At 37.2% G+C, this 13,418-nt stretch carries 13 protein-coding genes and 1 other annotated feature; of the genes, 2 read left to right on the top strand and 11 right to left on the bottom strand.

Annotation, left to right across the window (positions count from 1 at the left end; translation table 11 throughout):
* Nucleotides 1-166 precede the first annotated feature (166 nt).
* On the top strand, nt 167-730 hold the full coding sequence (locus B1B04_RS25995; RefSeq protein ID WP_240518170.1) for a hypothetical protein: 564 nt from the start codon (nt 167-169) through the stop codon (nt 728-730).
* A complete protein-coding gene (locus tag B1B04_RS25990; protein ID WP_240518169.1) occupies nt 684-1,343 on the top strand; it encodes a helix-turn-helix transcriptional regulator in 660 nt (219 codons plus the stop codon). The genes B1B04_RS25995 and B1B04_RS25990 overlap by 47 nt, the downstream gene beginning before the upstream one ends.
* A gap of 140 nt (nt 1,344-1,483) precedes the next feature.
* Here the strand turns inward: B1B04_RS25990 and ileS are convergent, their stop codons facing one another.
* The 11 genes from ileS to ftsZ form a co-directional block, all read right to left on the bottom strand.
* Nucleotides 1,484-4,252: an isoleucine--tRNA ligase gene (gene ileS, locus B1B04_RS02660; protein ID WP_079559783.1), complete on the bottom strand. Its 2,769-nt coding sequence runs from the start codon at nt 4,250-4,252 to the stop codon at nt 1,484-1,486.
* Nucleotides 4,253-4,535: 283 nt separating this feature from the next.
* Nucleotides 4,536-4,755, bottom strand: a binding site (T-box leader).
* A 100-nt stretch (nt 4,756-4,855) separates the two neighbouring features.
* Nucleotides 4,856-5,380 carry a DivIVA domain-containing protein gene (locus B1B04_RS02655; RefSeq protein ID WP_053483381.1) on the bottom strand — a complete coding sequence of 175 codons (525 nt, stop codon included), beginning with the start codon at nt 5,378-5,380 and terminating at the stop codon, nt 4,856-4,858.
* Between the two features lie 95 nt (nt 5,381-5,475).
* Nucleotides 5,476-6,264 (bottom strand): YlmH family RNA-binding protein, encoded by a 789-nt coding sequence (locus tag B1B04_RS02650; RefSeq protein ID WP_079559782.1) that lies wholly within the window; start codon nt 6,262-6,264, stop codon nt 5,476-5,478.
* A 472-nt stretch (nt 6,265-6,736) separates the two neighbouring features.
* A complete protein-coding gene (locus B1B04_RS02645) occupies nt 6,737-7,018 on the bottom strand; it encodes a YggT family protein (protein WP_079559781.1) in 282 nt (93 codons plus the stop codon).
* Nucleotides 7,019-7,038: 20 nt separating this feature from the next.
* Entirely contained in the window at nt 7,039-7,545 is a 507-nt protein-coding gene (locus B1B04_RS02640; protein ID WP_079559780.1) for a cell division protein SepF, read from the bottom strand.
* The gene (locus B1B04_RS02635; protein WP_240518168.1) at nt 7,529-8,233 is read right to left on the bottom strand and encodes a YggS family pyridoxal phosphate-dependent enzyme; all 705 of its coding nucleotides are present in this window, start codon (nt 8,231-8,233) and stop codon (nt 7,529-7,531) included. The genes B1B04_RS02640 and B1B04_RS02635 overlap by 17 nt, the downstream gene beginning before the upstream one ends.
* A gap of 151 nt (nt 8,234-8,384) precedes the next feature.
* Complete coding sequence (locus B1B04_RS02630) at nt 8,385-8,621, bottom strand: PRC-barrel domain-containing protein (protein ID WP_079559778.1); 237 nt, start codon at nt 8,619-8,621, stop codon at nt 8,385-8,387.
* A gap of 352 nt (nt 8,622-8,973) precedes the next feature.
* Entirely contained in the window at nt 8,974-9,747 is a 774-nt protein-coding gene (gene sigG, locus B1B04_RS02625) for an RNA polymerase sporulation sigma factor SigG (protein ID WP_049668350.1), read from the bottom strand.
* A 116-nt stretch (nt 9,748-9,863) separates the two neighbouring features.
* Nucleotides 9,864-10,571, bottom strand: a complete 708-nt coding sequence (sigE, locus tag B1B04_RS02620) for an RNA polymerase sporulation sigma factor SigE (RefSeq protein WP_049668349.1) — start codon at nt 10,569-10,571, stop codon at nt 9,864-9,866.
* Between the two features lie 13 nt (nt 10,572-10,584).
* On the bottom strand, nt 10,585-11,418 hold the full coding sequence (locus B1B04_RS02615; RefSeq protein ID WP_079559777.1) for a sigma-E processing peptidase SpoIIGA: 834 nt from the start codon (nt 11,416-11,418) through the stop codon (nt 10,585-10,587).
* A gap of 615 nt (nt 11,419-12,033) precedes the next feature.
* Nucleotides 12,034-13,191, bottom strand: a complete 1,158-nt coding sequence (ftsZ, locus tag B1B04_RS02610) for a cell division protein FtsZ (protein WP_079559776.1) — start codon at nt 13,189-13,191, stop codon at nt 12,034-12,036.
* Nucleotides 13,192-13,418 lie beyond the last annotated feature (227 nt).

Below are 13,418 nucleotides of genomic sequence, written 5' to 3'. Positions count from 1 at the left end.
CTATTCTATTTAATCTATAAAATAGTTACAAAATATTGCTGTATTAGTACAAAAAAATGCTATTTTAAGTTAAAATATTTTTATTATTCCCCATTTATAATAGAAGGGTGATGTTAGCATTTTAAATATTGTTTGGTACATTGAAAATTCACATGAACAACAACAAATGAGCTACTGGCTAGAGGAATTCCTACCTAATACTTTTATTAATTGCGAAGAACCTAAAACAGAGATTTCCGCTATCATTGTCTATGAAATTAACCGTTTATTTGACTGGGTAAAGATAAACCGGTTAAAAAGAAATTATCCTAATAGTATAATCGTCCCTATTGTTGCAGAACACCTTACCTACTCAACTGGTATAGCCATTGAGCTAAACTTGACTGCACTTCTCATTAAACCGTTACAGAAAGCAAAATTTCTACGAATTGTTAAAAAGCTTTATACGGCCTATCAAGCAAAACAAGCAAGTACTCTTACAATGCTTGAGTTATCACAGCAAATTTCGCAAGACCATACTTCGCCATTCCGAGAAGCTTTTTTAAAACGACTTATACGTGGAGAGGTTGAAAGTGAGCAGGAAATAATCCAGTCTTCCTCTTTTTTATCGAGGCATTGTATCCCAAATATCGTGTTTTTAATCCAGGGTTATATAGATGTGAATGAAGATCGACCTTACCCTCATGATGCAAGCTGTGATCACCAATGTGTTCCACCAAAACTTTGCTAATAAAGTACCTATATCTTTTTTACATTTTGAACGTTATTTACTATTGCTTATGCGCATTCCTAATGAATACACATCATTTAAGCATTGGTCGGAGGGGGTAGCTTGTTTACTTGAGGTTATTGAAACGTTAAAAAAAGATTATTGCATCCATCTTTTTATGGGGATTGGTGGCGTTTTTCAGGACGCCATGCACGTCAAGGAATCCTATAGCCAAGCTCGAAAGGCTCGAAGGAAACCTCCTGTTCAAAGCGTTCATGTACGATTTTATGAGGATTTAACAAAGCAAGAACAGCTCCAAAAAGCTATCCAATATATCGAGGAGCACTATGATGAACAACTTGCAATCAGTGACGTTGCCAAATATAGCAATTTTAGCGCTACTCATTTTAGCAGATTGTTTAAAAAAGAGATTGGCCGTAATTTTGTTGATTATGTAGCTTTTACACGTATCATAAAGTCACTACCGTATTTGCGAAAATACGATTACACCATTGAAAAGATCTCCTTCCTCTGTGGCTTCAACACACCTAATTATTTCAGCCTTACGTTTAAGAAATATGTCGGTATATCCCCAACTGACTACCGCAATACACAAGAAATATTATTTAAATAGTGCTTCAAACTTCTAAGAAATCACTCCATGACAAAAAAGAATCTGCTAGACCTCAGGTGATAAAATAAAAAACGCAAGCCCCCCATCATCAAGGAGACTTGCGTTATTAATTACATAGAATGCAGATTCTTATTTTTAAATTAAGCGTAATACGTTTCTACAACTTCTGCACAACGCGCGCACACTGTTGAATGTGCTTCATTCGAACCGACTGTTTCAGAAATTGACCAGCAACGCTCACATTTTTCACCTGTTGCTTTTTCTACAACGATCGAAGCATGTTCTAAAGCTAATGCATCTGCTGGTGCAGCTTCTATTGATGCTACTTCAAAGGCAGAAACGATTGAAAGCTGTGCAAAATTAATGCTTGCATCATTTAATAATGCTGCCACATCTTCTTTCGCATAAACTGTCACTTTCGCTTCAAGTGATTTACCGATTGTTTTTGCATTACGAGCTTCCTCTAATGCTTTTAAAACATCATCACGAACATCAATAATTTTTACCCATTTTTCGCGTAGACTTTCGAAGTTTTCATGTTCATCTACCTCTGGGAAGTCTGTTAATTGTACAGATACCGCTTCTACAACACCTTGAGCATGTAAGTAAGACCACATCTCGTCACTTGTGTGAGGGATAATAGGTGACATTACTTTTACTAACGTCATTAATGTGTCATAAATAACCGTTTGCATTGCACGGCGGTCTTTGTTGTCATGACCTTCGATGTACACAACATCTTTTGCAATATCTAAATAGAATGAAGATAATTCTACAGCAACAAAGTTATTCACTGCATGATACACAGCCGCGAAATCATAGCGATCATATGCAGCACGAACAGTTTTTAAAACATCTTGTAAACGCATATAAACGTATTGATCCATTTCACGAAGGTCTGCATATGCTACACGATCTTTCGTCGCATCAAAATCAGCTACATTTCCGTGTAAGAAACGGAATGTGTTACGAATTTTTCGATAAACCTCAGAAACTTGCTTCAACATATCCATTGAGATACGAACGTCTGCTGTATAATCTACAGATGCAACCCATAAACGAAGAATATCTGCCCCGTATTGGTCCATCACTTTTTTCGGGATAATAACATTCCCTAAAGACTTACTCATCTTACGACCTTCACCATCTAGTACGAAACCATGTGTTAATAGTCCCTTATATGGTGCATAGCCATTAATAGCTACAGAAGTAATTAATGATGAGTTAAACCATCCACGGTGTTGGTCAGAACCTTCTAAATATAGATCAGCTGGATACTTCATACCACGTTCTACTAGCACACCTTGGTGAGAAGAACCTGAGTCAAACCAAACGTCCATAATATCGTTTTCTTTTGTAAATTCACCGTTCGGGCTACCAGAGTGTGTGAAGCCTTCAGGTAATAATTCTTTAGCTGTTTTTTGGAACCAAATATTTGACCCATGTTCACGGAATAAAGCTGAGATATGAGCAATTGTTTCTGGTGTAATAATTGGTTCTCCATTTTCAGCATAGAAAATTGGAATTGGCACGCCCCATGCACGCTGACGTGAAATTACCCAATCTCCACGGTCACGAATCATATTATAAAGACGAGTTTCACCCCAAGCAGGTGTAAATGCCGTTGATTTTACAGCCCCTAGTAACTCATCACGGAATGCATCAATCGACGCAAACCATTGTGGTGTAGCACGATAAATAACTGGTTTTTTCGTACGCCAGTCATGTGGATATGAGTGTGTAAAGAAGTTAAGTTTTTCTAAAGCGCCTACTTCTTTTAATTTTTCAGTGACTAATTTGTTAGCATCATTATAGAATACACCTTCAAAACCAGGTGCTTCATCTGTATAGCAGCCGCTATTATCAACTGGGCTAAGAATTGGTAGACCATATTGTTTACTAATATGATAGTCATCTTCACCGTGCCCTGGTGCTGTATGAACACAGCCAGTACCCGCTTCAGCAGTTACGTGCTCTCCAACCATTACAAGAGATTCACGGTCATAGAATGGATGCTGTGCAACAACTCTGTCTAACGCTTCACCTTTAATTTCTTGAACAACTTCATATGCTTCCCATTCAAGTTCGTTAGCAACTTTTTCTAATAATTCTTTTGCAATGATGAATTTTTTATCTGCAACTGCCACAACAACATAAATAAATTCAGGGTTTACAGAAATCCCTAAGTTCGCAGGAATTGTCCAAGGCGTTGTTGTCCAAATAATCATTTTAGCATCTGCTGGAACTACACCTTTAGCATCTTTAAGCGCAAAGCTTACATAAATAGAAGGCGATTTAACATCTTGATATTCAATCTCTGCTTCTGCCAGTGCAGATTCAGATGATGGAGACCAGTAAACTGGTTTTAAACCTTTATAAATATAGCCCTTTTCAGCCATTTTACCGAATACTTCGATTTGACGTGCTTCAAATTCAGGCTTTAATGTAATATATGGATTTTCCCAATCACCACGAACACCTAAACGGCGGAATTGTGTACGTTGGTTGTCAATTTGCTCGTAAGCATACTCTTCACATAATTTACGGAATTCAGCAACAGACATTTCTTTACGCTTTACACCTTTGTTCGTAAGTGCTTGCTCAATTGGTAAACCATGAGTATCCCAACCTGGAATATAGTTTACATGGTAACCATTCATAGAGCGATGACGCGTAATCATATCTTTCAGCACTTTATTTAAAGCGTGACCGATATGGATATCACCATTTGCATACGGAGGTCCATCGTGTAACACATATTCAGGACGTCCTTCTGTACGCTCCATCTGCAATTTATTAATGTCCATTTCGTCCCATTTTTCTTGCATCTTCGGTTCATTTGCCGGTAAGTTTCCACGCATTGGGAAATCTGTTTTTGGCATTAATAAAGTATCTTTGTATTCAACCATTGTTCAATTCCTCCTTTATGTTTACAAACAAAAACAAATGCACATAGGCGCTCAATCACATACGACAGTTATTAGGCTTATTATTATAACGTGTGGTTGATTTCCGTTCCGACTGGGCAGCTTACATAGATACATTTCGGGAAATGCCCTCAAGTTCTAGTTATCGGCAAAATCAACACGTTTTAACAATGGATGTATAAGTTCAAACATAGGATTTAGCCATTTCATACTAATAGAAATGAAGCCAACCGTCATTTGAACATAAAAAAGCCTCTCAATCCCTGAAAGGGACGAGAAGCTTATACTCGCGGTACCACCCTAATTGTAGCAAAAAATTTCACTACCACTTAAAGCACATTAACGTCGTGCACTACGAAATAACTTACTACATTCAGTTATTTAGCTCCGAAGTGATGTTCATTGTTATTTGCTTGTTTGGGCTCACACTATCCCCAAATCGCTTAACTACGCCTAACAAATACTGTCTTCGTCTTTGCCTGTTTGCATATGTGTTCAAAATAATTACTATTACCATAGTATATGAAAATCATACATTCACGTCAAGTTTCACTTATTGCTTCCCAATGTCTACAATTAAATAGATTAAACTTGATCGGCTTCTTGTGCTTCTTCGACAGATGTTTGAATTTCAGTAAGGTCAATATCATATTGTAGCAAATGATCCCAGTCATCTGCATTTAGTAAATCAAGCTGTGCCTCTACAAGCATTTTAAAACGATTACGGAATACTTTTGATTGCTTTTTCAGCTCATCAATTTCAATTGTTACTTTACGAGCCTTCGTTAAAGCCTCATTGATAATACGATCGGCATTTTTTTCTGCTTCTTTTACAATGAGTTTAGCTTCTTTTTGAGAATTTCTTCGTACTTCGTCAGCTGCCTCTTGCGCAACAACAATTGACTTTTGTAACGTTTCCTCTAAAGAATTAAAATGTCTCGCTTGTTCTAAGGAAATTTCCAGTTGTCTGTCTACTTCCTTCTTTTCCCGTAACAAAATCTCATAGTCTTTAATAATTTGATCTAAAAATTCATTTACTTCATCTTCAGCATAACCTCTGAAGGATTTAGTAAACTCCTTATTATGTATATCAATAGGTGATAACGGCATACGATCCTTCTCTCCTTTACATGTACATTCATACTTTCTATTATACAATTGTTCCAACAACTTAGCAGTAAAAATTAATGAAATTTACTTGATTTTCAGCTTTTTTGGGTCAATCGACCGATTTGTAATCGAATTTTATCTTTTTTTGTACGGCCTTCCGTCATCATAATTTTTACTCGACCGCTTCCACGTACAGATAAAATATCTCCTTCTTGTAATTCAAAGGCAACTGTATCCCGTTCAGTCCAATTGACACGAACCTTTTTACCTGTAATTAATGCTTGTGCCTTCTGGCGAGAAGTTTTTAAAATCGTTGAAATAATAACATCTAAACGCATTGAGGAAACAGTATGAGATTCTTCTAACCACTCTTCCTCGTTTTGTAGCAGCGTCTCTGTCTCTTTAATCGATTCTACATGTACCTTTACTTTGCCGATGCCTGTTAAATGTAAGCGTACATATTCCGCTACCTCATTCGCTACTACAAATTGTACTAGCTGTTCATTCACTCGAATATCACCGAATTTGCCACGATTCAGTCCTAAAGATAATAAAGCTCCAAGAACATCAGGATGTCGTAGTTGGACAAATTTTACAGGATATTGAATCGTAAATACGGTAAGCTGAAAATCTTCTTCCACAGGCTCATAATAAGTAGGATAAATCAACATGCGTTGTCTTTCTGCATTATCAAAGAGCCCAGCACTAGCTGTTTTCAATGTGTCATATTGTCCAATAATTGATGTAACAATAAAACGTTGACGAGGATCTAGAAAATCAGTAAGCTTTGGAGCGTATCGATCCTCTACCTCATGTTGCCAGCTCACAACCTGTTCAATAAATGGCTGTTCATCTTTTCTAAAATGCTGTATTAAATGCTCCATATAACCTCACCTCTATTATCACTCTTATACTTGTACAATTTCATTGGTATTTTAAGGATTTTATAAAATGCTCATAATCATAACGTGGGGTTGATTTCCGTTCCAGCTGGGCGCTTTGTTGTTGCTGTCGCTACGCTTTCGCACAGATAAAACATTTGCTGCCGCTTCGCTTTCGCACAGAGCAAAGCTTCCTGGGGGCGTTCGATGATCCCCAAGGAGTCGCCCAGTCGAAACGAAGATCAACTTATATACATAGATACGTTTCAACAAACGTTATCCAGGCTTTTGATATTTCATAAAAATATGTACTTGATTGCACACGCTAGTAGGACGCTTTCTGCAGGGATAGTTCATACCTCGATCCCTACTTATTCTTATGCATTCTAGGAATCACCACTAAATATGCAACCATTTTTGTTAAATGTAGTATTCCCCATAAATAAAAAATCCCCACCGTTCGTGAGGATTTTTTTTAAATAAACATTTCGTAAATTTTTAAAATAACAATAAACAGCCCTTTTTGAATATAGTTAAGGAGAAATATTGCTACGATAGGTGAAATATCAATCATGCCGATTGGCGGAATAAACTTTCTGAAAATTCCAAGATAAGGTTCACATAATTTTGTTAAAATACGTCCAACAGATGTGTTTTGAACAGCAGGCACCCAGGACATTAACACATATGCGACTAGCATTAGTGAATATACATAAAATGCTATAGACACATACTTCAAGATTAAATAAAATGTCATATAAACTACAATCCTCGCTATTAATTATCGTCTAAAATAAAATTCGAAATTTCGCCAGATACTTCTACATTTTCAGGTGTGCATAGGAAAATGTCTTTGCCGATTCTTTGAATATCACCGCCGAGTGCATACACTGTGCCACTTAAAAAATCAATAATCCGTACACCTTGTTCTCGCTCAATTCGTTGTAAATTGACGATCGTTGCACGCCTATTTTTTAAATGTTCTGCAATGTCCTGCGCTTCTGCATAAACTCTAGGTTCAACTAATACAACTTTTGAACCTTTAGAATTCATTGCTGACTGCAAACTGACAATATTGTTTGTAGATGTGGTACTTTGCGGAAAAATTTCCTGAACCGGTGCCTTACGCTCCTTCATAACTTTTTTAGGCTTCACCGATTGGATCTGTTGCTGTTGCTGTTGTTGTTGTACGGGTTGTTGCTGTTGAATAGGAGCTTGAGTGATTTCTTCTTCTATTTCTTCCTCAAGATAAAAGAAATTTTTAATTTTATTTTTCATGCTCATCCTGTTCCCCTCTTTCATTTCCAACAAGAGCCGTTCCAACTCGTACAAATGTAGCCCCTTCTTCTACCGCAATTTCAAAGTCATTAGACATGCCCATTGATAACTCGGTACAAGGTGCATGTGCGAATCCTTGCTCGGCTATTTGCTGTTGACATTGTTTTAATTGCTTAAAAACAGAGCGAATAATTGTATCCTCAGCTGTATTCGGTGCCATTGTCATTAAACCAACGACTTGAACTTTCGTAAAACTTTTTAATGATTCAATAAAAGGTAGGACTTCTTCAATCGATAAACCATGTTTTGACTCTTCGCCCGATACATTAACTTGTACAAAGCATTTAACAGGTTTGTCTGCTCTTTTTTCAATTTCTTGCGCTAAACTCAAACGATCTAGTGAATGTAAATAATCAAAACTGTTAATGACCTGTTTGACCTTACGTGTTTGTAAAGAACCAATATAATGCCAATGTACATCAGCTTGAATCGCTTCAGTTTTACGATTTAAGCCTTCAGGACGGTTCTCTCCTAAATGAATAAGGCCTGCATCAATTGCTTCTTGTGTTCTTTCTACAGAAACTTCTTTTGTCACTGCAATAATTTGAACTTTCTCTGCTTCACGATTTGCACGTTTTTTTGCTGCTTGTATAAGATCATTAATTTTCTTCAAATTTGTTAAGATTTTTGTCAATGTTTTTCCCAACTTTACAACAATAGTTTCTTATATTGTAACAAGCAATGCTTGAATTATCAATGAATAGCCTGACCTATGTGAAAGTACATTTTACCCTGGCAATGCTTTAAAATGCTTAGATTTTTAATATGCATAATAATTTTGTCTTTTAGGATATCGCTTTCACTAAAATGACATCCTTTCCAACTACAAGTACATCTTTCATATACACTTTCCTAACCGATTCTTCCCCGCGAAAAAGGCCTAAATATTTTCGGGGCTCTGCAATCATAAAAGCCGTTACATAGCCTGTTTCTTTGGATACCTCTGCATCTACCACAAATCCTAAAAAGCGTCCGTTCCCTGCTTCAATTACTTCTTTTTGCTGTAACATCGAGAAACGCATTTTATCCCTCCTAAATCAATTACTCTCAACATCGTTTTTATCTCAACAAACTATGTTTTCTCTTTATATTTATGTGTTTATTGTTGTTTAAATGAAAATGAAATGATTAAGCAAATGTTGTAAAACTGTCATAGTTAAATTAATTTGGCTCTTTGGCAAAATGATATCTCAACTTTTTAATTTTATCGAAACACTTTCAAAGATTATCGCCCAACTTTTACTTTTTATCGATTAACTTTCACTTTTTATCACCCTACTTTTACTTTTTATCGACATCCACCTAATATGACATTTTAATTTCATTGTGACATAAATTAAAATGCGCACCGAGATTCGGGTGCGCATTGTGTTTTTACTTATAATCTTTCTGCATTGTTTCAATTGCATTTTTTTCTAGACGTGAAATTTGCGCTTGAGAAATCCCCAATTCTTTTGCAATTTCAGTTTGTGTCTCACCGTAATAAAAACGCTTTGCAACAATCATTTGTTGACGATCATCTAACTTTTGTAAACTTTCCTTTACCGACACGTAGGCAACCCATTGATCTTCTGATACATCATCATCACGTAATTGATCCATCATATAAACAGCGTCTCCGCCGTCTGAATAAATAGGCTCCTGTAAGGAAACTGGGTCTTGAATGGCATCTAAAGCAAATAAAACATCTTCCTTTTTCATGTCAATCATTTCAGCAATTTCTTCAATCGTTGGTTCTCGTAAATTATCGGTTATCCATTGCTCTTTTGCCTGCATCGCCTTATATGCAATATCTCTTAGAGATCGAGAAACGCGCAATGCATGATGATCACGCAGATGGCGACGAATTTCACCTATGATCATTGGCACAGCATATGTTGAAAATCGTACATTATGCTTCAAATCAAAATGATCAATGGCTTTCATGAGGCCAATACAGCCTACCTGAAATAAATCATCTGCCTGTTCACCCCTATAGGCAAATCTACCGACAATACTGAGCACTAACCTTAAATTGCACATTACAAGCTCTTCCCTAATCTCAGTTTCTCCAGCTTGTAAACGAATAAATAGTTCCTTCATTTCCTCGTGCTTTAAAATTGGCAAAGTCGATGTATCTAAGCCGCAAAGATCTACTTTAGTTCGCATATATTCGATTCCTCCGGATGTTATTCTCTGACTAAACCGTTACATCAGTTTGTCCGAGAGAAACGAGAATATGCACAAAAGCTATGACCAATTTTAGGTAGGGTAAATTTCCCTCTCTAAGATATTGGCTGATTCAGATTTTCACGTAAATCTTGAATAATTTTCTTCTCTAATCGGGAAATATATGATTGCGAAATACCTAAATGATCAGCAACTTCTTTTTGAGTCATTTCAATTTTTCCATTGAGGCCGAAACGACATTCCATAATATATCTTTCACGCGCGCCTAGTAAATTGATCGCATGAAACATATGTTGACGCTCAATTTTCTTCTCTACATTGTCTAAAATAATATGCTCTTCCGTTCCTAAAATATCAGACAATAACAATTCATTTCCATCAGCATCTGAGTTTAATGGTTCATCTAATGAAACTTCACCCTTCATGCGACTTGTTTTACGTAAATGCATCAAAATTTCATTTTCAATACAACGTGATGCGTATGTGGCAAGCTTAATATTTTTATCAGTATTGAACGTTTCAATCGCCTTAATTAAACCGATCGAGCCAATACTTATTAAATCCTCAATCGGTGTTCCCGTATTATCAAAACGTCTAGCAATATAAACAACAAGACGCAAATTACGTTCAATTAGTGTATCTCTAGCTCTTAAATCACCATTCATAAAGGATGCAATGACTGTAACTTCTTCTTCTCGACTTAATGGCACTGGCAATGAATCATTTCCCCCTATATAGTACGTTTCACGACTCCGAAACTTACTCCAAAATTTTTTCAAGCTAGCAAGTAGCCTAAGAAGCAATAGTTCTCCCCCTCTATGAGTTATTTGAAAGCGCTGAAAAATGTAAAATTGCTGCTGTGCTGTGCGGAAAATTTTTAGCCTTTCTTGTTAATACGATATATTCATTCGTTTTCACTTGTGAGTGCTCCCCTTTTATATGCCACTCATCAAAGCGGAAACCTAGTACAACTGACTGCTGTTGCACTGTATTAACATGAATAAATCGAATATAACGCTGATAATCTTCTGAAAACATGGATACATTATACGGATCAGTTTCTTGCCATTCTATTAATGACTTGCAAAATGCTGCAGGTAAATGTGAGCGTAATGCTGCATAAGAGACAAAGTGAACAGGTTTTCCTGATAGTGGCTCAATTGCTTGATTCCCTGTATCTACAAATGCAGAAAGCGGTATCGTGATATCAAAAATTTTTAAATTCGTATCAAACACAAACTGACCACTTAACCGCTCAAGCTTTACAAATCCCCATTGCTTATAAAAAGCAACAAGGTTACCAACTGCTAATAGTAGGCAAATAATTATAAAATGGACAGCAGAAAGATTTTTTAAATACGGTTGTAACGCTGTTAATAATCCACCAATAATGATTGTTGCTGTTAAAACAATCGGTCCTTGCTTTTGAAAACTTCGAATCTTAAAGCGAAAAGCTATGCCGATTAGTAAGATAAAGCTCAGTATCGTCATTAACAGCATTTGACCACCTATTACAGCTACAAAACTACTACAAATAGAACTCATTAATAATCTCGTGTTCTTTACAAAAACCCCTGTTACTCTCGCTGTAAACGTAAGTATCGCTAGATTAAAAAGTGTATTAATGAGCACCAGCCATTCTCCATACATAACAGCCGCCTCCTACTTACAAAGTTAGCATGTTACACCCACAAATATTGTCAAACAATCGCATCATTTCATAAAAATGTTTTGACAAAATACATCCTTTCCCTACACATTTGAACATAATTAATTTTTATGTCACTATCACTTATCACACTTTAAATTAGAGTGATATGCAAATAGACACATTTTATGTAAAATGGTTGATTGGAGTGGAGACTGGGCGACTCCTCTGGGATCAGCAATAGAGGAACGAAGGCTAAAACCATCACATCCTGTGATAACGCCTTCGTGACCAACGTCGTGCTGCTGTCGCTACGTTGCACTCACGCTTTCGCGCAAAAGACATCTGTTGGCCCGAGACCCTGCAGCGAAGCGGATGTTTTCTGTGCGAAAGCGTAGCGACAGCAACAACAAATATTTTCTGTAGCGAAAGCAAAGCGGCAGCTACAAATGTTTTATCTGCGCGAAAGCGTAGCGTCAGCGGCAAAGCGTCCAGTCGGAATGGAAATCACCCCTTCGTTTTGCAGAAGCGCCAAAATTAATAGTTTTTCAACAACACAAAAAAGCTCGTATTTCACATAATGTAAAATACGAGCTTTTTAAAGTTCGGATGCTGACTTATCCGCGATTTTTACGATTGCGTAAAAATGCCGGTACTTCAAGCGTGTCATCCTGTACATAATTTTGTTGATTTTGACGTGGTTGTTCTTGATGCACATGCACTTCTTGACGTTGCTCACGAATCGGAGCTTGCTGTTGTTGTGTAGCTTGTCTGTTTGCATTTAACGTCGGTCGTGGAGTATTACGCTGTTGCTGTAAAGCTTCCTCTGAGAAACCAGTTGCAATTACTGTCACAATAATTTCATCTTTTAGATTTTCGTTAATAACCGAACCGAAAATCATATTTACTTCTTCATCTGATGCTGATGCTACAATATCAGCAGCCTCTTGTACTTCAAATAGGCTAAGATTTGAGCCACCAGTAATGTTCATAAGGACACCTTTAGCGCCATCAATTGATGATTCAAGTAATGGACTTGAAATAGCTTTCTTAGCCGCTTCTGCAGCACGGTTTTCACCTGTAGCAATACCAATACCCATTAACGCTGAACCTTTGTTAGACATAATAGTTTTTACGTCTGCAAAGTCTAAGTTAATAAGACCTGGCGTTGCAATTAAATCTGAAATACCTTGTACACCTTGTCGTAAAACATTATCTGCTTCACGGAATGCTTCTAGCATTGGTGTAGATTTATCAACAATTTGTAATAACTTGTCGTTCGGAATAACGATTAAAGTATCAACAGACTCTTTCATGCCACCGATACCACCGATAGCTTGTGTTTGTCGTTTGCGACCTTCAAACGTAAATGGACGCGTTACAACACCGACTGTAAGAGCTCCTAAATCGCGAGCAATTTGTGCGATTACTGGCGCGGCACCAGTACCAGTTCCTCCGCCCATTCCAGCTGTAACGAATACCATATCAGCACCACGAAGAACTTCCTCTAATTGTTCACGGCTCTCTTCTGCTGCTTTTTTCCCTACTTCAGGATTAGCACCTGCACCTAATCCACGTGTAAGTTTTGTACCAATTTGTAGCTTTATTTCTGCCTTCGATAAATTTAAGGCCTGTGCATCTGTGTTTACTGCGATAAAGTCAACACCTTGTACACCATGTTCTATCATTCGATTGACAGCGTTGTTACCGCCGCCACCAACACCAATGACTTTTATTACTGCAAGTTGATCAACACTTGTATCAAATTCTAACATTTCTTTTTCCTCCCACGGTAACTCGACTCTGTATCATTCATTACGCATTCAAGATCAATTATGCCTCGGTATAATTGCGTCCGGAATCGGCTTTGTGCTTAGGCCTGCTGAGGGCCGACACGATGTCGGTCATTTCGGTAATGCCACAGGACGTGGCGTTTTTACCGATGCAGGTCAGTTAGCCGTTATCGCATGGATGCGATGTTTTAGGCTAACATCCTATGTAG

The organism is Lysinibacillus sp. KCTC 33748 (assembly GCF_002237755.1).
Classification (GTDB): domain Bacteria; phylum Bacillota; class Bacilli; order Bacillales_A; family Planococcaceae; genus Lysinibacillus.
Note: the sequence above shows the minus strand (reverse complement) of the source record. Positions and strands in the feature narration are given on the sequence as shown.

What these genes read in the sequence shown, in the direction of transcription:
- ileS (WP_079559783.1), bottom strand. Translation starts at nt 4,252, where the DNA reads ATGGTTGAATACAAAGATACTTTATTAATGCCAAAAACAGATTTCCCA.
- B1B04_RS25995 (WP_240518170.1), top strand. Translation starts at nt 167, where the DNA reads ATGAGCTACTGGCTAGAGGAATTCCTACCTAATACTTTTATTAATTGC.
- B1B04_RS02615 (WP_079559777.1), bottom strand. Translation starts at nt 11,418, where the DNA reads ATGTATGGAGAATGGCTGGTGCTCATTAATACACTTTTTAATCTAGCG.
- B1B04_RS02640 (WP_079559780.1), bottom strand. Translation starts at nt 7,545, where the DNA reads ATGAGCATGAAAAATAAAATTAAAAATTTCTTTTATCTTGAGGAAGAA.
- ftsZ (WP_079559776.1), bottom strand. Translation starts at nt 13,191, where the DNA reads ATGTTAGAATTTGATACAAGTGTTGATCAACTTGCAGTAATAAAAGTC.
- B1B04_RS02645 (WP_079559781.1), bottom strand. Translation starts at nt 7,018, where the DNA reads ATGACATTTTATTTAATCTTGAAGTATGTGTCTATAGCATTTTATGTA.
- B1B04_RS25990 (WP_240518169.1), top strand. Translation starts at nt 684, where the DNA reads ATGATGCAAGCTGTGATCACCAATGTGTTCCACCAAAACTTTGCTAAT.
- B1B04_RS02630 (WP_079559778.1), bottom strand. Translation starts at nt 8,621, where the DNA reads ATGCGTTTCTCGATGTTACAGCAAAAAGAAGTAATTGAAGCAGGGAAC.
- sigG (WP_049668350.1), bottom strand. Translation starts at nt 9,747, where the DNA reads ATGCGAACTAAAGTAGATCTTTGCGGCTTAGATACATCGACTTTGCCA.
- B1B04_RS02650 (WP_079559782.1), bottom strand. Translation starts at nt 6,264, where the DNA reads ATGGAGCATTTAATACAGCATTTTAGAAAAGATGAACAGCCATTTATT.
- B1B04_RS02655 (WP_053483381.1), bottom strand. Translation starts at nt 5,380, where the DNA reads ATGCCGTTATCACCTATTGATATACATAATAAGGAGTTTACTAAATCC.